Below are 19799 nucleotides of genomic sequence, written 5' to 3'. Positions count from 1 at the left end.
GGCCAATGAGCGCGGTCAGGCAAACATGCTGAGCCTGATGATGAATATGGATTTCATGGCTAGCATCGACAAGATGGCAGCCATGATGGCCAGCGGCAAGGCCACCGTGCCGCAACATCTGCGCGGCAATCAGGCCGACTGCTTTGCCATCTGCTTGCAAGCGGTGCAGTGGGGTATGAACCCCTTCCCTGTGGCGCAAAAAACCCACCTTGTCAACGGAACGCTCGGTTATGAGGCCCAACTGGTCAACGCCGTGGTGGTAAACTCCGGCGTCATCAAGGGGCGCTTTGACTATGAGTTTTTCGGGCCGTGGGAGCGCGTCATCGGCAAGTTCAAAGAGGTCCAGAGCAAGGATCCCGATAAGAAAGGGGCCGTTTACCGGGTGCCAGACTGGAGCTTTGCTGATGAGAAAGATTGCGGGGTAAAGGTCATTGCCGCGCTGGCTAACGGCCAGGTGCGCGAGGTTAAGCTGCTGCTGCAGCAGGCGCGCACCCGCAACTCGACGCTGTGGGCCGACGACCCGAAGCAACAGCTGGCCTATCTTGGTGTCAAGCGCTGGGCTCGCCTCTACACCCCTGACGTAATTCTTGGTGTTTACTCCGTCGATGAGCTGGAAGAGCGCGAAATCAACCCTGATTTTACGCCGACCGGCCCGGATGGCGGCAACAAGTCTGCCACCGAAAACCTCGCCGAGAGAGCTGCAGCCAAGCGGGCGCAGCAGCAAGCAGAGGCAAACAAGGGGGCGGTCATCGAGGGGCAGGCGGAAAGCGTCATTGAGCAGCCGCATAGCGAACCCGAGCCGGTAGTGCCGGATGTTGACCCGGAGATTGCTGATCAGCTCGCAGATGCCCTATTCAAGCTCGACATCGCCGAGTCAGCAACTGAGTTGCGCTCAGCGCTGTCTGTCATTACTGAAATGGGTGACAAGCTGAACAAAGAGCAGAAGGCCCAGGCGAACGAAATCTATCGCACCAACATTGCGCGCCTTGGCCTCGATAAGAAGCGAGCCGCCTAACCAACCAAAGCCTGGCGCTTGCTGGGCTTTCTCTTTCCCAACAGGACCCGAACCATGACCACGTTGAACCCCAGCGAGGCAACCAGCCTCGCCCTGAACACCCTCACCAGCCAGATCCGCGCCATCATCCAGATGCCGGACGGCCCGGCCAAGGCCGCCATCGGCAGCTTTGAAACCCTGCTCACCGCCAACCTGACCATGATCAGCGAGTCTGCCAATGCCCATATAGACCAGTTCAATGAACTGATTGACCAGCTGGAAGCACGAGATGCCGAGCTGAACGACCAGATCGCACTGGTCAGCCAGTTGCACCAGCAGGTAGCAGAGGCCGAGCAGCGCATCGCAGCAGCACAGGAAGAGGCCAGCGCCAAAGCAGAGCAGGCTGAAAACGCCGTCTACGCCGCAAACCGCAAGGCTGACGGAGCTCAGGCAGATCTCAACGCTGCCAACGTCCAGATCCGCGAGCTGGAACGCACCATCAAAGCCTACAAGGCAATGGATCCTGAAGGCTTGAAGCGCAAGGTGGCGGAGCAGCGCAAGAAGCTGGAAGAGCGCCTGAACGCCATCAACGCCAGCAAGAACGAAATCAGCGGGTACCGCCGCGACAACACCCGGCTTTCCCGCAGCGTGACCGAGCTGACAGCCATCATCAACCAGCAGCAGGCCGATCTGGATGAGCGCCAGCAGGTCATCAACGATATGGCCCGGTTCAAGGAGATCAGCCTGCTGTGGGGCAAGCACCTGCGCAATCACTACCCTGACGGCAACGGCATCCGCTGGAATGTCTACCTGGTAGAGGGTGGTATCCAGTCTGACAAGAGCTACCTGCTGAACGATCTGGACTGGAAGCTCCACGCCATGCGCTCAGACGCCACCGGTTGCACTGTGATGCTGAGTGAGTGGATGAGCCCAATATTTCCGAGCGTCATCGCCCGAGACATCCCGATGGAGGCGATCCGCGACATCCACGCCTTCATGCTCGATGCGTTGGCTATCACCCACCCTCACTTGCAACCCCGCGCCGAGTGGGCGCAGACAGTCCACATCAGCGAGATTGGCCTCAACGCCAAGGTGCAGGGACTGCTGGAAGGTGCTGGCATCACCGACCTGTGGAAGCTGATGGTTAACCAGAGCGACAAGCTGCTGGCAATCAAGGGCATTGGCGCCAAGCTGGCCGATCAGATCATCAGCGCAGGTCAAGCTGCGGTTCGCCAGTGGGAGAAAGAGCAGTTCGCAGCCAGCCAGCAACCGGAACAGCACAAGGAGGCGGCATGACAGGCTTCTATCTGCGCGACACCAGAACCAATGTAGGCAGCACCTGCATGTTCTGGGCGCTAAATGGCAATGGCTACACCTCAAACTTGGACAAAGCCCACGTCTACACGCTGGAGGAGGCCCAGAGCCACTTCAACGACCGCTACACCGATGTTCCGCTCAGTAAAGCGCTGGTCGATGAGCTCGCTACCGTGCGGGTGGATCACCAGTATCTTGATGACAGCATGGCAGGCCTGAAAGAAGGTTGTGATCAGTACGTGATCCACTGCTGCATCGGTGATTTCGACGGGAACGATGTCTACTGGAAGGCCCAGAAGGGTTCGACAGTCTGCCTGTCTGATGCGCTGATCCTGACCGCAGAGGAGGTACGGCATGCTCTGTGGAACGATGAGGTAGCCTTTTACCCGCTTGAGTACGTGAAGTCCATCAGCCGCCGCACATTCCAAGCGCGCAACGTCAACGAGCGCCGAATGATCACCGTTGCCGGGATCCGTATGCCAAAGCGCCGCCGCGAGCGACCGACAACCGGCCGCCACCGCGGCAACTGCCCTGACTGCGGGAAGGTCACCTGGGGTCTTAACCCATACGAGGCATACACCTGCGCCGAGGCGGCCAGAGAGAAGTATGGAGCCAGCCACATTGACGACTGCGAGGACGCGGCCAGATACAGCAAAGCCAGAAAGGAGGCTGCCAATGGCTGACTACCGCGGCTCCACCACTCCAGAAGCCACCCGCGACATGACACAGACCCCGCTCTATCTGTTCAGAGCGCTGGATCTGGAGTTCAACTTTGTCCTCGATGCCGCCGCCCTGCCGGAAACGGCGCTCTGCCAGAAGTACCTGACGCCGGATATCGACGCCCTGAGCGTGGACTGGGGCGACTTTATCAGCCCGTCGGTGCGCTCGCCGTGGGCATGGCTCAACCCGCCCTACTCCGATATCGGGCCCTGGGTGGAAAAGGCCATCGAGCAGCAGGGCCGCGGCATCGGAACCGTCATGCTGGTGCCGCAGGACACCAGCACCGAATGGTATCCCGGCGAGCGCGCCAGCGAGGTGCGCCACATCACCGGCTACCACGACGAGAACGGAAAGTGGCGCAATGGACGGGTGAGCTTTATTAACAAGGCAACCGGCGAAGAGATGAAGGGCAACCCCAAGGGCTCCATGCTCCTCATCTTCGCACCAAACTGGCGCGGCGAGTGCCGGATACGCGATGTCAGCAAGCTAACCCTGCTGCTTGCCGGAGCAGAGCCCGTCAGCGCTGCAGCCTGATACCCCCAAACCATCCACCGCCAGCCACACAGAAACGGTGGATAAGTCGAGGACCCCCATGAAAGACACAGATAACCCCTACTGCGGCGCGGTAGTCATCGGGTTGGGCGTCGTCATGCCCCACCCCAAGCTGCGCGGCAAGTTTGTACTGCCAGGCGGGGCCATCTGCAACCGGTCACAAGCCGAAGCAGCCGCCAAGAAACTCCACGACTTGCAGGCGAAAGCCCGCAACTAACCGACCAAAAGGACCTCTGACCATGTGGTTTAAAAACCTGCAAGTGTACCGCTTTACCCGCCCGTTCGACCTGACCGTTGAGCAACTGGAAACCCAACTGGAAGCCTGCGCCTTCACCCCCTGCGGCAGCCAGGACATGTCCCGCTTCGGCTGGACTCGCCCGCTCGGCAAATTCGGCAGCACCCTAACCCACTCCGCCAACGGCCAAATCCTTATCTGCGCCCGCAAGGAGGAGAAAATGCTGCCATCTACCGTTGTAAAAGAGCAGCTGGCCGAGAAGGTAGAGGCGATCGAGTTCGAGCAGGGTCGCCCCCTCAAGAAGAAAGAGAAAGAGGCGCTGAAAGAGGAGCTGCTGCACACCCTGCTGCCCCGGGCATTCAGTCGCACATCCAACACTTACGCGTGGATCAACCCGGCCGACGGCCTGCTGATGGTCGATGCGCCATCCGCCAAGAAGGCCGATGACGTGCTGGCCCTGCTGCGCAAGTCCATCGGCAGCCTGCCGGTGGTGCCGGTGGCACTCAAGAACCCGCCAGAAATCACCATGACCGAGTGGCTGCAAGAGGGCAACCTTCCGGCATCCTTCACCCTGGAAGATGAATCCGAGCTGCGCAGCGCCATGGAACACGGCGGGATCGCCCGCTTCAAGCAGCAGGATTTGATGACCGACGAGGTGAAAAACCACCTCGCCAACGACAAGCTGGTCACCAAGCTGGCCCTCTGCTGGGGTGAAAGCATCAGCTTCGTGCTGGGCGATGACCTCTCCATCAAGCGCCTCAAGTTCAGCGAGGAGCTGCGCGAGCAGAACGACGATATCACCAGCGAGGATCCGGCTGCCCGTCTGGACGCCGACTTTGCACTGGTGACCGGCGAGCTGTCCCAGTTTATACCCGCACTGTTTGCCGCCTTGGGTGGTGAGGAGGCTCCGCTATGACCAGTTTCTACAAGACCACTGATGCCAAAGTGCTGGCCGCTCACGCCGACTTTGAGACTGCAAAGAGTGTCCTGATTGAGAAAGCCAACGCTCTTGGCAAGGAGTTTGATGGCAAACCGAAGTTCAGCAGTGATGTTCACCAGTTCAAGTGCGCCAATCTGGTGCTGAACAACTACTCCCAGCGCGAAGACAAAGATCTCTGGACCAAGCCTGACCAGCACTACCTGTCAGCCCCGCGGCGCGGGAAGGTAAAGGGCAAAGCCAAGGAGCAAAAGGAGTTGCAAGATCGCTACTGGGACATGTTCCCCGAATCGGTGGAGGCCAATCCACTTTACGAGTCCATGGGACTGAACTGGGGTGAGCTGCTGTTTGGCGGTGGCTTCACCTTGTTTGCCCATGACGGCGCGATTTACCTGCGCACCGGAGCCAAGGTCGGGCCGATGATGACCGAGATCTTGGGTAGCGAGTTCCATGCGGCTGAGCAAAGCCTTGGGCAGGAGAAGGCAGCATGACTCACTTCAAGAACGCAGTGCTGCGACTGGACCAGCGTCATGACCTCAACGACTGCAACGCTACCATTGACGTGGATGGGCACGGCGCGATTGCAGAGGTGGTGGTCAGGATGGAGGGGCAGACAGATGACTCCCCTGAATTGGTCGCTTTCGCTGGGCGCCTGGTTGCTTGTTACAACCTGCTGGACGGCTACGCCACCGAGGATCTGGAGGGCGTGACACTGGCAGAGTTCGTGGCCAAGCAAGCCTTCATCAGCCAGTTTGACGCCAATGACGGTATTAACCTCAGCATCTCAGGCGTCGCGGTGCAACTGCTGGCCGCCTCGTTCGCTGGCCAGTTCAAGGCCAGTGGCGCCACTAACTACCTTGAGATGAGCGGTAACCACCCTGAAACCGGCCCCTTCACCATCACCATGCAGCGCAAGCATGGGCTCACCCCGGCAGAGAAGCTGGCCGCCATGACCAAGCAGCGGGATGTGCTGCTCGATGCGCTGTATGCGGTGCAGGGCGTGATGAACAGCAGTGAAGGCGTAGCTGGTTGGCACAAGAACGGCGATATCGCCAGCTGGGACAAGCTGCTGCCGGAAGTGGCCGCCGCACTCGAATTTGTGGAAGGAGAGCAATCGTGATTCACGAACTCAAGATTAAGCCGGAATACTTCGCCGCCGTCGTCTCCGGCGATAAGACCTTCGAGATCCGCAACAACGCCGATCGCAACTTCCAAGTGGGGGATACCTTGCTGCTCTGGGAGTGGGATGAAGGGTTCACCAGCCAGACGGCCGAGCGAACCGTCAGCTACATCACCGACTTCGAGCAGAAGCCGGGATATGTGGTGCTGGGGCTGGCAAACAAGCGCGAGCAGGAGCTGGCCGAGCAGCTTGCAGACGCCACCCGCCAGTGCGGGGTAATGGCGGAGCTGCTGCGGGAGGTAACCCAAATAGTGCCGGCGATCGGGGTGGCAATCGACGATCTGCCGGTTGTTGATGCCTTCCTTGAGCGAGTTGAAATGGCTCTGGCTGGCAAACTGCCAGACCGACAAGACACCGAGTGGACTGATGCCACCACCTCACCGGTCGCAGCCGACTACCGCGAGCTGCAGGGGCAGCACGACCAGCTTCAGAGCCGACTCAAGGGGGCGCTGGATACACTCAAGCTCGCACTCCCCTATGTGGAGGATGCTATCGAGTGCGCGCCGAGCCAGCAGATTTCCGAGGGGCACAAGATTTTTGCAGCCCATATCAAGGCCGCCCTGACAGGCGATTGCGAAGAGCTGTTCGCCATGATGCAGGAGCAGAATCCGGCTGACGCGCTGGTGCTGATGTCTGACATTGCATCCCTCCAGCGCTACACCCTTGGCGGGCACTGCGATTCCTTCGGTCAGGACTGCGGCGCAGAAATGGAGCAAGACGACGAGGGTGAATACATCCTGCTTGCCGAGGCCCTGACATTGCCTGCCGCAGCAATACCATCAGGAGGTGAGCCGTGCGCTACCGAGCCCCCATCATCCAGCCAGGCCTGACCCGGGAAGAAGCCACCGACGCACGGGAGAGATATCTCCGCATCAACCCAGGCGCCAAAGTCACCATCGACAGCCAGCCAGATAACCCCCAGCTCAAGACCCTGATAGCCCACCTCCCGGTGCTGCCGTTCCGGCGCGTCATGGAGCCCGGCTTTATCGGTTATCGGGGGTGGCGATGCTGACTGACCCCAACAAGCAGGCGGCTCTCGAGCGCGCCCTGCACCAGATAGCCAAACTACAGGCCAGCCAACCAGCTGGCCTTCCTATTTCCACCGAGTCCCGCACAGGCTTTCGCTGCAAGAGCATCGAGCGCGAGCACGGCCGCGATGTGTACCGCGCCCAGTGCCCCTACGTCGGGATCTCGATCAGCATGAAGGATGTGAAATAGCCACATGAAACCACGTATCGAGAAGAAGCTGAGCAAGAAGCTCCACGCCATCCTTGGCAACCTGATCGGCGAAGTCTGGATTGATAAGGAGCTGGAGCTGTACCGGCCACACTATCGCCACAACAATCTCGACAATGCCCCGCTAACCAGCAAGCAGGAACGCGAGAACCGGCAAGTGCGGGTTCGCGTGAACCACATGCCCAGCATCGGCGGCGGGCTTGACTACTGGGGTGAAGGTGAAGACTGGCACTCTGTCCTTTATGTCGCGCGAGAAGTCCTGATCTGGGCTTTTGGCGAAGAGACCGACTCAGAAGGCACGCACTGCGGCTATCCGCTGTTAAAGGCCAAGATGACCGGGATCTGGATCATCAAGCACGCCAAACTGTACGCCATGCAGGAGCGGGTCAAGGCAGCCAAAGAGGCATGCAGAAAAGCCCGGATCGCACAGCTAAAGGATGGCTGGTATATCCAGTTTCAATATGGCGAAGGTTGGGTTGGCAAGTGCATCTGCTGCGAACGACTTACCCCCATCTACTGCGACGTTGCCGAGTTCGACCCGAATAGCCACTACTGCGGCGGCTCGCCGAGCTGCTGCCCATAGGAGCTGTAATGACCAAACAAAAGGCGGCCGGGATCGCAATCCTGGCCATTAACATTCTGGCCGTCATCGTGGCGGCCGACCTGTTTGTGAAGGGGTGAGTATGTGCAACTGCCAGACAATGGCGCGCGACCTATCCGAAATGCATGGCGGGCGCTTCCAGCCAAGCACCCACGCGCCGAAGTGTGAGGACTTCAAGCAACTGGAGTTCGCCTGCATCAAGTTCGATGGCGCCAGCTTTATCGTGCCGGCTGATGAGCGGGATGGCGTACTCGAGAACATCGACGGGCCGCACCAGGTTGAAACCGTGATGCTAACCCAAGACCAGTTCGACAAGTTGCCGGAGTGGGAGGGTAGCTAATGGCTGACAACAAGGAGTTCGCCGAGCAGATCGCCGCCGCTATGGCGGAGCTCGGTACCGAGGAGGCTCTCGGCTGCATGAGTCGGGTGATGTGCTGGGTCGCGGCAGACCACGGCCAGCCCATCCAGTTCGAGTGCGATCTTGGGGTGGTAACAATCGAACCGAAGCAGCAGGTTATGGATAGTTAACTGGAGGGGTAATGATCCACTATCATGGAGGGCCAATAACTCCTGATACATGCGCAATAAAGGCATGGAAAGGGCGTCACGCATTTATCAGTTACGCTAACCATGGCCAGTTGGCTCTGGCCTCCGAAATAACACAGTCGTTTGCACTAGATAATGGCGCGTTCACATTCTGGAAAACTGGCCGACCAATAGATTGGGCTGGTTACTATGAGTTTGTTGAGAAGTGGCGCCATCACCCGCGCTTTGATTTCGCCATCATCCCGGATGTTATTGATGGCGGAGAAAAGGGTAATGATGAGTTGCTGGCCGCGTGGCCACATGGAAAGGTTGTTGGTGTCCCGGTATGGCACATGAACGAAAGTGACGACAGATTTATCAGGCTGTGCAGACATTATCCACGAGTAGCTATTGGGAGCTGCGGCGAGTACGACATCAAGTACCCAAAGAAATGCGTTCAGCGCCTCAAGGATGTGATCCGTCATGTTGTTGATGCAAACGGGTATCCAATGGCAAAGCTTCATATGCTTCGCGGCCTTAACCAGGCGGTATTTAAGCATCTTCCTTTTTCAAGCGCAGACAGCACCAATGTGGCGCGGAATATCGGCCTAGATAGCGCATGGAAAGGGACGTATCAACCACAGAGTAAAGAGACCAGAGCTGCGATCCTTGTGGAGAGAATCGAGGCTGTGAACTCAGCATCTAGGCTGGTATATGACCCTGAATTTGACCGAGTGTCCATCCAACTTGCCATGGAAATTTAAACGGACAAATAGCGGCCCTTCCTTCAACCCAATTGGCGCCCCATCCTCAAGGACAGGAGGGCCACGCCATGCAACAACTACAACTCATCGACCAGAGCAGCCAACTGCTGGACGATCTGGTTAATACCGTACTCTCCCCAACCCTTTCCCAATCGGCCAAGCTCGCCGAGATCGGCCGCATCCTGGCGCACTTCGACCTGCCTATCGAAGCGCCGCGGGTAACAGGCCAACTCTGGAGTGCAACCGATCTGGGTAAGGAGCTGGGGGTGAGTGCCCAAGCCATCGGCAGGCTGGCCAACCAGCACAACCTGAAAACCACCGAACTGGGGGAATACCGCCTTGACCAGGCTGCCAACTCCCGTAAGCAAGTTCAAACCTTTTACTACAACCAGCTCGGGCGTCACCGGCTCGAGTCTCTTTTAACCGCGAGGACCAAACCATGCAGCAATTTGTCTACCCCTGTGCCAAGTGGGTAAGGCCAAAGCTTTTCGCTGCCCTAACCGGCATGTCAGAGAAGGCAGCCGAAGGGCGCCGCCTGAAAGGAGAGTGGCCAGAGGGCCTGGTGTGGCGCCGCGCCCCTGACAACCAGATTCGTTACAACGTTGCGGAGTATGACAAGTGGGTAGAGTCAAGCATGATGATCTAGTGGCTGGCGTCACAGGATTGGAAGTTCATGGCAAAAAACTGCGCATCAACTTCACCTATAAAGGCGTCAGGTGCCGGGAGGTCTTGGACCTCCCCATCACAAAAGCGAACGTGAAATTCGCCGCCAACAAGCTGGCCACAATAAAGCATGAGATCGCCATCAACACCTTCAACTACGCCTCCCATTTTCCAAACAGCGGAACGGCGGAAAAGTTCGGCCCGGTAAGAAAGCGCCATCAACTGGGGAGTGCCTGCGCCGAGTTCTGGAAACTGCTGGAGCCAACTCTCAAGCCGACCACCAGAAAGATTTACCCCTGCGGGTTCAAGTCCTGTCTTGCTATTCTCGGCCCTGAGAGGGATATGGCCAGCTTGAAGCCAAAGGATCTCGAGCGGCTGCGCAACGAACTGATGGCGCAACTGCGGCCTGCCACGGTGAACACCTATCTGAAACGCTTCTGCCAGTTTCTGCTCTGGTGCGAGCGAAACGATATCATGAAAGATGCCAGCAAGATGTTGGCTGGATTCAAGCTGGTATCCTCCAGCAACGGATCACCTGCCGACCCGCTCGAATATTCTGAGTACCTGCTGGCACTGGATGCCTGCACCCACGTTCAGCACCAGCGCATGATCACCGTATCCGTTTATACCGGCCTGCGCCCCGGTGAGCTTCGCGCTCTGGCGTGGGAAGATATCGACTTCGAAAAGCGGACGATCACGGTAAGGCGCAGCGTCGGCCCGGGTGGTGACTACTTCAAGCTACCAAAGACCGGCTTGGTCAGAGTGGTGGACATGCAGCCCCCGGTAATAGAGGCGCTATCAGGTCAGCGTGAACTCACTTACTCGAGAAAGCCGGTAGTGATCAGCGTTGACCAGGAGGTCGGCAAGGAAACCATCTCCGTTCGTCCGGTGTTCTCGCCAAAACTGACCTCGACGTTTGAGCACAACTCGGGAGACTGGTTCACCCAGTCTGGATTTGTGACCATGTGGGTTCGAGTGGTCGAGCGATCCGGGATCCGCTATCGCCGTCTTTACCAACTGCGGCATACTTTCGCCAGCTGGAATTTGACATCGCACGGAAACCTCGCTTATATCGCCGACCAGATGGGTCACGCAGATCTTGAAATGCTTCAGTCCGTTTACGGGAAGTGGATCGCGTCAGCCAGCAAATCGGAGGCTGCACGGATCTGGGAACTGATGACGTCAAAAGGCCATTTTGCCCCAACCACGCCCCAAGAAAATGGCGAATAACTATAAGGCATTGTTTTTAAAGTGGTAAAAACTTACATCTACTACCCCGGCATGGAGGTACGCGACGAGCTCTGGCTCAAATTTGCCCTGCTCTATCTGGAGCGGCTCGCCTTCGTCTTCACCGTCAGCGAAAAGAGCGGTCTCACCGCCCTGCTCGATACCCTTCAACAGCAGACCGATCTGCTGGCCGAGCGGCCCGATGCCGCCTTCTTTGCCGCCATTACCCCGCAACTGGAGAGCCAGATAAGCGGCCTGGTGGCCCCCGATTTCGTCCGCCACAAGGTGTTTGGCAACAAGGAGCTGATTGGTCGCTGGCGTCAGGAGGCCAACCACGACTGCTTCTGCCCGGATCAGGTGGGGCTGGAGCGGCTGCACGGCTTTTGCCTTACTCACAGCTTTGCGACCCGGGATGAGGGGGGGATCAGAATGGCGCGACGCTTTGCCAACCTGATCTCCATGCGCCTTGCCCGTGAGTGGGCACTCGCCAATGACGGGGCGCTTATTACCGATCACGACTATCTCGACCGCCTGCTCCATCTGCTCGAATCCCGCTACCACAATCGCGGCGGTCAGGATTGCTTCCTCCTCGAGATCCCGTTGCAAGTGCCTACTCACCTGGCCGACATTCCGTTTGCAGAGCTGATTGCCCTGCGCGGGCGCAGCGGCTTTCGCCAGCAGTTGGCCGAATTTCATCTGGCCCTCGACAACCTGCTCACCATGCTGGGTAGCGGCTATGCCGACCCGGCGGCCCTGACCCGCTTTGAGCAGGCTCAGCAAGGGCTCAATCAACTGCTCGGGCCCGAGACCCTCAGCATGCCACTCACCACCCTGGTCAGCACCAGCCTGCCCGCCGTAGCCATGCTCCACCAGTTAAAAGCAAGCCATCCCGAAAGCCACCTCATCTTCCATCCCATCAAGAAGAGCCACTTTCACCAGCGCAAGAGCCAGCACTTCTTCACCCGGCTCGGCCATCTGCGCCAACCGGGCTGAATGGGCGGAATGAAAAAGGGGTTGGCATTTGCCAACCCCTCTCGTTATCTGCGGCCTACCAATCATCACCACGATGATTGGCCTGCTCTTGCGCCTGCCTGCGCGCCTCCATCGCCCTGTCACGGCGGATATTGGCAGGGGTACAGGCAAACTGTTTCTGATAACAACGTACAAAACTCTCGGAAACGGGTTCGAAAGGTGAATAGAACCCGGTACGTTCAGGAGAAACATGGTGATCACCATGATTGGTAGTGGCACAGCCCGAACTCATCAGCACCAGCAAGGGACACAGAACACGCAGCAAAAGAGAACTCCCGATTGGATTTGAATGAATTCGTAATTATTCACAAGTTAATTCACCCAATCAAATATTGATGCATTTCAAATGGTTAATTACATTCGCCTCAATGACTGTCGGCAAAACGCTCAACGGGTGATGGTGCCGGCATCACCGTCAGGATGCACCACGCGAAACTCGATGCGATCGCTGTTGCCTGCTTCATCCACCACCACCAGCTGATAGCGCCCCGCCACGCTCAACACCTGATCCCCGTCCCAGCGCAGCCGCTGACCGTTGAGAAACCAAGCTGGCTTGCCAACACCGCCCAGCACTTTGGGTTGCAACCGGTAACGCTGACTGCGGATAAGGTTGCCCTCCCCCAGCGCCACGATGCGAATGGGGGCCTGCAGCTCGGCGCTCTGCCCCTCCCCTGCACAACCGCTGGCGAGCAGCGCCTGCCGCCGCTCGCCGGGGGACCGCCAAGGTTCCAACGACAAAGGCCACAGGGCCCGAAAACCGGATTTTGCCGCATCGTGGCAACAGGTCAGCGTCGGCTTGCCTTCGGCAGTGAGTGCAACCTGGCGCAGCGGCGAGGGCCAGTCCATGGGATCCGGCAAGGTGGGGGGATCACGCCCTTCCAGCAACCAGGCGCTCTGGCGCTGCAAACAGGCCTCTGGCAAGGTCGCGCTGGCCTTGCGCCCCAGCGGCCAGCAGACCTCAGCCTCGCTCACCGTGTTGGGCTGTGCCGGCAGAGGGCTGTTGTCCGAGAGCCGCGAGTAGACCGAGAGCAGCAGCGGCACCGCCGCGCTCTGGCCGTAAAAACCGGGCATGGGGGTACCGTCGGGGCGCCCCAGCCAGACGCCAATAGTCCAGCGACCGGAGACCCCCATCGCCCAGCTGTCGCGATAGCCATAGCTGGTGCCGGTCTTCCAGGCCAGTCGATTGACCCGGCCGGTTGCCTCGCTGGCAAAGGGCTGATCAGCCCGTCCCTGCGCGCTCAATATTTGCCAGATGATCCAGGCCGCGCCAGGGCTCAGCAAGGGACGCGACACCGCCTGCTGCCCCGCCAGCCAGACCGGCATAGCCACCTGCCCCTGCCGGGTCAGCGAGCTGTAGAGCGCCACCAGTTGCTCAAGCCGAATGCCCGCCGCTCCCAGCGCGATGGCCGGATTGGGTTTGTCGGAGAGCGCCAGCCGCACCCCGGCGTTGTCGAGGCGGCTGACCAGTTTGTCCGGCCCAAGCGCCTCCAGCACCTGCACCGCCGGTACATTGAGGGATTGCTGCAGCGCCTGGGCCAGGGTCACCGGCCCCTGAAAGGCGCCGGAAAAGTTGGCGGGGCGATAATCAGACCCCAGCCTCGGCGCATCGGAGAGCAGGGAGGCCGAGTGCACCAACCCTTCATCCATCGCCAGACCGTAGATAAAGGGCTTGAGGGTGGAGCCGGGAGAGCGGATTGCCTGCACCATGTCGAGATAACCGTGGCGGCGCAAATTGCCATACTCGGCGCTACCCACATAGGCGCGCACCGCCATGGTTTTGTTGTCTACCAAGAGCAACGCTGCTGAGGTCTGCTCGGGGAAACGGCGAATGTAGCTCGCCACCCGTCCCTCCAGCCAGCGCTGCAGATCGCCATCAATGGTGGTGTGCACCAGCGCCCCAGCCTGATTGTCAGCGGCAAGGCGGGCAAACAGCGGCGCCTCCATCGGCGTGAAGTGGCCGCGAGCCAGCACCGGCTCGATACGCCCCTCCAGCCACACCTGTTCGGGCCAGACGCCTTGCGCTACCAGCCGCTGCATCACCTTGTCACGGGCGGCGCGGGCCCGCTCGGGGTGGCGGTCCGGCCGATTGCGGCTGGGAGCCTGCGGCAGCACCGCCAACAGCGCCGCCTCGGCATAGGTCAGCTTGGCCGCGCTCTTGCCGAGATAGGCAAAACTTGCCGCCTGCACCCCCTCCAGGTTGCCGCCAAAGGGCGCCCGGTTGAGGTAGACGGTGAGCAGGGTGCGCTTGTCGTAGTGCCACTCCAGTTGCAGCGCACGGGCCATCTGACGCAGTTTGCCGGGCACGCTCCTGTGGTAGGGCTCGATAAGGCGCGCCACCTGCATGGTGAGGGTCGAGCCGCCCGACACAGCCCGCCCATAGCGCAGCCACTGCCAGACCCCGCGCACCATGGCCACCGGATTGACCCCGGGATGACGCCAGAAGTAGCGATCCTCGTAACCCAGCAACGCCTCGATATAGCGGGGGGAGACCTGCTCCAGGGTCACGGGGTAGCGCCACACGCCGCTGGTATCGGCAAAGGCGCGCAGCGGTCGCCCTTTCATGTCGAGCACCACCCGCGCATAGGCGGGGTCGAGTGGCGGCGGCGGGAAAATCCGATCCAGCGCCAGCAATGACAGCAGCAGTGCTACAACTCCCAGCACCGAGAAACGCAGCCAGCGCGGCAGACCGCCAAGCCAGCGCCAGCCAGCGTGGCCACAGCGACCCAATTTCAACCAGCCGCGCTGCCAGAAAGTGAGCGGGCGAACCCGCTCAAGGGTGGGTTTGTTACTCAGAGATACGCACCTCGTGGATATCCTCACCCACTGCCCGCAGCTCGGGCCGGTACATATCCTCCACCTGGGTCGGCGGCACCTGATAGCGACCCGGCGTCACTGCACGCATCAGGTAGACCAGTTGCTGGTTGCTCCCCTCGCTCAGATCCAGCGCTGCCGTGTAGCGGTCATCGCGAAACTCCTGATGCTTGAGATAGTCGTTCCACTCACTCTGCCACGCCGGTTTCCCCTCGATGGAGAGCTCTTCGAGCTTGATGCTGTTGCCAAGGGCCGGGTTCTCCAGCTCGAAGCCGGCGGGCACCATCTCCACCAGCAGGGCATCGGGCACCGCCGACTCACTGCTGACGTTGAGCCGCACCACCACCAGATCGCCGACCTTCACCTTGGCGGGATCAAACGGCTGACCGTCGCTGTTGAACCAGCTGCGGGTCACGCTCATCCCCTTGCTGATCCGTGCCGGTGCCTGTTCTGGGTAACCTACCAGAGTACGCTGCACATAGAGGGCCCCCCTGCCCTCGTTGGTGACGGAGCTCGCCGCCAGCGCCTCGGGGGCGCCCTGCTGCAGCGGAGCCGAACCGCTCAGGGATCCACTGCCAAGAGAGGAAGTTACCTTGGCCTGCCAGTCTGCGGCCGGATCGAAGCGGGCGAGTCGCAGCAGGGCGAGCCGCTCCTGAGTGCTGAGCCACTGACGGTGAGCCAGGGTATCTGCCACCTTGGCACTGAGGGCCGGCCAGCGCTCCACAGCCAGCTTGTGCTGGCGCAGCAAGGAGAACTCAAGAGCTTCATCGCGCAGCGGTGAGCCGTAATCACCCAGATATTCATCACCACGCTCGGTCGCCAATGCCCGGCTGAGGGCCTTGGCGGCGTTCTGCTCATCCCCCATGGCCGAGAGGGCCAGCGAGAGGTGCAAGAGCGGCAAACCGGAGCGGGCGTGATCGGCCTGCTGCTCCCAGATAAGACGCAGGGTAGCGAGCGGTGCCTTGCCTACCCGGGCCAGCACATAGGCGCTGTAAGCCTGATAGGCCAGCCGGCTGTGCTCGGGGGCACTGCTCCAACGCTCGCCGTACTGGCTGTCGGTGAGATAGCTTTGCAGCCGGTTCAGCGCCTGATTGAGCATCGCCTCCGGCACGGCGTCACCCGCCTCCTTGCGCGCCAGCAGGTAGTCGGCGGCATAGGCGGTGAGCCACTGCTCCTCGTCGGAGCGGCCATCCCACAGGCCAAAGCCACCGCTTGGCAGTTGCAACCGCTGCAGCCGTTGCAGCAGGGCGCGTTGCACATCCGCCTCACTCGCCGCTTTCTTGCCCTCTGCGGGTTTGCTCCAGGCGGCCCGCTCATCCGCCGTGGTCAGCAAGTAAGGCCAGGCACGGGACAGGGTCTGCTCCAGACAGGCGTAGGGGTAGTCGGCCAGCGCCTGCCACTGGGCTGCCGGATCCCAAGGGGGGGTGCCGGAGAGGCTGAGCAGCCCCTGCAGGTTGGCGCGATCCAGCCCGGTCAGCTCAGCTGGCGCAAAGCTCATCTGCTGGCCGGGAGCCAGCATCTGGTAGCGCTGGCGAGTCTCGGCCGGCCAGGGGGAGCGCAGCGGCAAAGTCCAGTCGCGGCTGATGGCAAAATCCTTGCCGCTGGCCGCCAACTGCAGGCTTGCCACGCCGCTTGCCCCGGTCACGGTGAGCGGCAGGGTCAGCCACTGCTCCTCGCCATTTTTAAGGGCCAGGGTGCGGGGTAGCTCGCCGTTTGCCTTGAGCCCACCATTGAGGGTCCAGACAAGGGAGAGGGTCTGATCTTCGCCGCTCATGTTGCGCAACTGCACCAATGCCCGGGTCTCATCGCCTCTGGCGCCAAAGCGCGGCCAGCCGATCTCGGCCACCAAGGGCGCCACCACCTTGACGGCGCGCTCGGCCTCACCCACTTGCTGTTCGTTCCAGGCCAGCGCCATCAGCGCCAGTTCGCCGTTGAAGTTGGGCAAGTCGAGCGGGATCACCGCTTTACCCTGCTGGTCAAAACTCACCTCGCCGCTCCAGAGTGCAGCTATCTCGACCCGGCTCTCCAGCGCGCCACCCTTTTTCAGCGGCGCCCGATCGCCCCCATAGTTGAGGCGGGCCAGCTTGCCATCCTGCGGCGGGATCACCTGGCCGTAGTTGTCGAACAAATCTTGGGCGAAGCGCTTGCGACCAAAGAAGATCTCGAACGGGTCGAGGGGCTGGTAATCGCTGATATTGAGCACGCCCCGATCCACCGCCGCCAGCACCACACGGCCTTGGCTATTGGGGGTGGAGGTGGCGGTCACTTCCAGCCGGGTAAGCGGCACCGCTTTATCAGGCGCGCTCAGGGTGAGTGGCAGACGGCGCGCTTCCCGGTCTAGGGTGAGCGGCACCAGTCCGACCGAGCGCAGGCTCTGCCCCTGCTGGCTGCTGACCGGTTTGGAGGCGCTGTCTGGCGCGGCGATCTGGGCCGAGATATGCAAGTCATGGCGCTGCCACTCGGGCCTGACCGGGATATCGAACTCGCCGCGGGCATCCTTGGCATCGCCACCGGCCCCCTTGAGCTCGATACGCTGCCACCAGCGCAGGCCGTCGCCATCTTCCACCAGCAACAACCCCTTGCCGGGGCGCGGGGCCACCAGCGTCACTTTGGCCTTGTCGCCCGCCTGATAGGCGCGCTTGTCGAGGGTGATGGCAATCTTGTCAGGCCGCGCCTGCTCGCCACCGCCGCCCCAGGCGTAACTGCCAATCTCAACCCGCAGGCTGGATTGATGGCCCTGACTGTTCTCAACCTCCAACCGATACCAGCCCGCCGCCAGTTGCAGCGTGAGCGGGGTCGGCCCCTTGCCATCCAGCTGCAGGGTCTGCTCCTGCTCCAGATAAGGCTGGCTGTTGAACTCGTACTTCCACCCCTCCCCATCGGCGTAGTGCCAGTAGTAGTCGCGGTACTCGTTGATAAGGCGCACCTTCACCGCCCCCGCCACCGGTTGGCCTTGCTCATCGAGGTTGAGGATCTGGAAGGGGAGCGGCTTGCCCCCTTCCACACGATCGGCCACGAAGTCGGCCTTGAGCGCCGGCCACTGACTGCCTGCGGGCCAGCCATACTGGGTGCGGCTGCGATTGACGGCGCGGCCACCGGGTTCGGAGAGCGATACCCGATAGGCCACCTCCAGCGGCCCGAGGGCACGCACCCCGTCGAGCTCATCAGCAAGCGAAAAAGTCCCCTGCCCCTGCGCATCTAGGGTGAGACTGCGCGCCTCGAGCTCCTTGGCCTGCTCGGTGAGCAGCACGTCACCCAGAGTGAACTCCTGCCACTGGGTGAAAGGCATGGTAGCGCGGCTGATTTTTACCTCCGCCTTGGCCTTGGTGGCGCTCGCAGGGGCGCCATAGAGATAGTCCCCTTGCAGCGGCAGGGTGAGGGAGGCGTCCAGATCCGTCACTTCACCATCCGGCCCCTTGCCAAGCTGCAGTTTGAGCCGCTCCGGCAAGAACTCCTCCACCAAAAAGGGCCACTCAAAGCGGCTGCCAGCGGCGGTCTTGAGGTTGATGGTCCAGCGCCCGAGCGGCGCATCATCCGGCAAACGCAGACCGTAGTGGGCCGCGCCCAAATTGTCCGGCAGCAGCCGCTTTTGTTCGAGCAGCTGACCATCCGGCTGTTTCACCTCCAGCTCCACCACCATGCCCGGCAACAGCTGGCCATCTTGGCCCTTGAGCAGGATCTCGCTGTCGAGCCGCTCGCCGGGGCGATAAAGGTCGCGCCCGCTAAAGAGATACAACTGCTGGGCCTGCCAGGGCTGGGTGCCGAGATCGAAGGTGGAGAGATCGAGCGCAGCCCCATCGAGGCGCAGCACCGCCAGATGGTTGCCCTGCTCGGCCAGCAGCAAGCGAGCACCCTGCACCTGATCGAAGCGGCGATGGCCCTGCGGATCGGTGGTTTGCACCTGCAGCCGGTTGCCTTTCTCGTCGAGCAGGGAGAGCTGCACATCCTTGAGCGGGTCGGCGCTGGCCAGGGAGCTCACGAACACCTCCAGCTGATCGCGGTAACGGCGGGCACTGACCCCCATGTCGCTCACCGCGAAATAGGTGGTCTCCTTGCGCCAGTCGTAATTGCCAAGGGGCGACATCACTGCAAAGTAGACGCCAGCCTCCGCCAGCTGCGGCTCCTTCACATTGATGAGGCGGGTCTCGCGCCGGTTGGCATCGAGCTCCAGCGCATAGCGGCCACTGAATACCCGCTTGGCCCGCTTGGTGATCTGCTCAAGCTCCCAGTTACCCATGCCGGCACCGGGGCGATATTCCGCCAGAAAACGGGGCAGATATTCCGCATCGACCCGAAAGAAGTCGATATTGACCTCGTCCACATTGACCGCGCTGATGGGCAAGCGAAGTTCCTGACGCAGCGGCAATACCATGCCACTGGCGGTAAAGGAGGCCCCCGCCTCCAGCGGGCGGGTCTTGAGGGTCCAGCTCTGGGGGGATGGGCCCAGCCCCGCTTTGAGGCTCACTTCATAGCTTTTATCGGGCTGAACGTTCGGGAAATAGAGGGTGCGACCATCGTCGGCGAGGATCCACTCCCCCTGCACCTGCTTGCCCCCCTCACTGACCCCGAGCCAGCTCTGCCAGTTTGCCTTCGGCGCCAGGGGGCCGGAGAAGACCAGCGCCAGTGCCGGCGCATCGCGATATTGGCGGGCATTGGCCTGCACTACAGAAGTTGGCGCCCCGGCCTCCTGCAGCGCTGTAGATTCTGTGGTCGGTACTTGGCTGGCGGGCTTGTCAGGGCCGCAACCAGACATCAAACCGACCACCCCGCAAAGCAGCAGGGCCGAGCAGCGGCGGCGCAGAGCGCCGGTTCCGGCGGTAGAGCGGTGAGAAGCAGAGGGAGAGTCGAAGAGGCGCATAGGTTCCATCCCGAGTTGGAGCGCTGCAAACGCAGCGTGGCTGGAAACAGGATAAGGCATCCTGCTCACCCGACACAAAGCTCATTACCCGAATGGGCACAATTCCGCCCCCCTGCAGCACGAGAACCCCCTTGCCCACTGATCCAGTGC

Annotated in this window: 20 protein-coding genes; 17 read left to right on the top strand and 3 right to left on the bottom strand. The window is 61.0% G+C overall.

The window, feature by feature from the left end:
* The first annotated feature begins 25 nt into the window (after positions 1 to 25).
* From BN1139_RS01755 to BN1139_RS01670, 17 genes are all read left to right on the top strand, one after another.
* A complete protein-coding gene (locus BN1139_RS01755) occupies positions 26 to 1015 on the top strand; it encodes a RecT family recombinase (RefSeq protein ID WP_238325688.1) in 990 nt (329 codons plus the stop codon).
* Between the two features lie 54 nt (positions 1016 to 1069).
* Complete coding sequence (locus BN1139_RS01750; protein WP_041979962.1) at positions 1070 to 2290, top strand: hypothetical protein; 1221 nt, start codon at positions 1070 to 1072, stop codon at positions 2288 to 2290.
* Positions 2287 to 2991: a hypothetical protein gene (locus BN1139_RS01745; RefSeq protein WP_041979960.1), complete on the top strand. Its 705-nt coding sequence runs from the start codon at positions 2287 to 2289 to the stop codon at positions 2989 to 2991. The genes BN1139_RS01750 and BN1139_RS01745 overlap by 4 nt, the downstream gene beginning before the upstream one ends.
* On the top strand, positions 2984 to 3562 hold the full coding sequence (locus tag BN1139_RS01740; RefSeq protein WP_041979958.1) for a phage N-6-adenine-methyltransferase: 579 nt from the start codon (positions 2984 to 2986) through the stop codon (positions 3560 to 3562). The genes BN1139_RS01745 and BN1139_RS01740 overlap by 8 nt, the downstream gene beginning before the upstream one ends.
* Before the next feature lie 58 nt (positions 3563 to 3620).
* Positions 3621 to 3797: a hypothetical protein gene (locus BN1139_RS21585; protein WP_178378290.1), complete on the top strand. Its 177-nt coding sequence runs from the start codon at positions 3621 to 3623 to the stop codon at positions 3795 to 3797.
* 22 nt (positions 3798 to 3819) lie between these two features.
* Entirely contained in the window at positions 3820 to 4731 is a 912-nt protein-coding gene (gene rdgC / locus BN1139_RS01735) for a recombination-associated protein RdgC (protein ID WP_041979956.1), read from the top strand.
* A complete protein-coding gene (locus tag BN1139_RS01730) occupies positions 4728 to 5243 on the top strand; it encodes a hypothetical protein (RefSeq protein ID WP_041979954.1) in 516 nt (171 codons plus the stop codon). The genes rdgC and BN1139_RS01730 overlap by 4 nt, the downstream gene beginning before the upstream one ends.
* A complete protein-coding gene (locus BN1139_RS01725; RefSeq protein WP_041979952.1) occupies positions 5240 to 5872 on the top strand; it encodes a hypothetical protein in 633 nt (210 codons plus the stop codon). Before BN1139_RS01730 ends, BN1139_RS01725 begins: the two co-directional genes overlap by 4 nt.
* A complete protein-coding gene (locus BN1139_RS20710; protein ID WP_074045141.1) occupies positions 5869 to 6762 on the top strand; it encodes an ASCH/PUA domain-containing protein in 894 nt (297 codons plus the stop codon). Before BN1139_RS01725 ends, BN1139_RS20710 begins: the two co-directional genes overlap by 4 nt.
* A 175-nt stretch (positions 6763 to 6937) precedes the next feature.
* Positions 6938 to 7150, top strand: coding sequence for a hypothetical protein (locus BN1139_RS01710; RefSeq protein ID WP_041979948.1), 213 nt, complete (start codon positions 6938 to 6940; stop codon positions 7148 to 7150).
* A 4-nt stretch (positions 7151 to 7154) separates the two neighbouring features.
* On the top strand, positions 7155 to 7751 hold the full coding sequence (locus tag BN1139_RS01705; RefSeq protein ID WP_041979946.1) for a hypothetical protein: 597 nt from the start codon (positions 7155 to 7157) through the stop codon (positions 7749 to 7751).
* Positions 7752 to 7869: 118 nt separating this feature from the next.
* Positions 7870 to 8109 carry a hypothetical protein gene (locus BN1139_RS01700; protein ID WP_143231911.1) on the top strand — a complete coding sequence of 80 codons (240 nt, stop codon included), beginning with the start codon at positions 7870 to 7872 and terminating at the stop codon, positions 8107 to 8109.
* Positions 8109 to 8297 (top strand): hypothetical protein, encoded by a 189-nt coding sequence (locus BN1139_RS01695; RefSeq protein ID WP_041979943.1) that lies wholly within the window; start codon positions 8109 to 8111, stop codon positions 8295 to 8297. Before BN1139_RS01700 ends, BN1139_RS01695 begins: the two co-directional genes overlap by 1 nt.
* Before the next feature lie 11 nt (positions 8298 to 8308).
* Positions 8309 to 9058, top strand: a complete 750-nt coding sequence (locus BN1139_RS01690) for a hypothetical protein (RefSeq protein ID WP_041979941.1) — start codon at positions 8309 to 8311, stop codon at positions 9056 to 9058.
* A 68-nt stretch (positions 9059 to 9126) separates the two neighbouring features.
* The gene (locus tag BN1139_RS20705; RefSeq protein ID WP_041979939.1) at positions 9127 to 9534 is read left to right on the top strand and encodes a hypothetical protein; all 408 of its coding nucleotides are present in this window, start codon (positions 9127 to 9129) and stop codon (positions 9532 to 9534) included.
* 142 nt (positions 9535 to 9676) lie between these two features.
* On the top strand, positions 9677 to 10951 hold the full coding sequence (locus BN1139_RS01675) for a site-specific integrase (protein WP_041979935.1): 1275 nt from the start codon (positions 9677 to 9679) through the stop codon (positions 10949 to 10951).
* A gap of 51 nt (positions 10952 to 11002) precedes the next feature.
* On the top strand, positions 11003 to 11941 hold the full coding sequence (locus BN1139_RS01670; protein ID WP_041980056.1) for a hypothetical protein: 939 nt from the start codon (positions 11003 to 11005) through the stop codon (positions 11939 to 11941).
* A gap of 55 nt (positions 11942 to 11996) precedes the next feature.
* Here BN1139_RS01670 and BN1139_RS20700 read toward each other — a convergent pair whose 3' ends face one another.
* From BN1139_RS20700 to BN1139_RS01660, 3 genes are all read right to left on the bottom strand, one after another.
* Positions 11997 to 12245, bottom strand: coding sequence for a hypothetical protein (locus BN1139_RS20700; RefSeq protein ID WP_005333987.1), 249 nt, complete (start codon positions 12243 to 12245; stop codon positions 11997 to 11999).
* Positions 12246 to 12367: 122 nt separating this feature from the next.
* A complete protein-coding gene (gene pbpC, locus BN1139_RS01665; RefSeq protein WP_005353033.1) occupies positions 12368 to 14713 on the bottom strand; it encodes a penicillin-binding protein 1C in 2346 nt (781 codons plus the stop codon).
* Positions 14714 to 14765: 52 nt separating this feature from the next.
* Complete coding sequence (locus BN1139_RS01660; protein ID WP_005353035.1) at positions 14766 to 19649, bottom strand: alpha-2-macroglobulin family protein; 4884 nt, start codon at positions 19647 to 19649, stop codon at positions 14766 to 14768.
* Between the last annotated feature and the right edge of the window lie 150 nt (positions 19650 to 19799).

Origin of the sequence: Aeromonas veronii bv. veronii, assembly GCF_000820225.1 — a bacterium.
Taxonomy (GTDB): domain Bacteria; phylum Pseudomonadota; class Gammaproteobacteria; order Enterobacterales; family Aeromonadaceae; genus Aeromonas; species Aeromonas veronii.
This window is presented reverse-complemented; position numbering and strand designations above follow the sequence as displayed.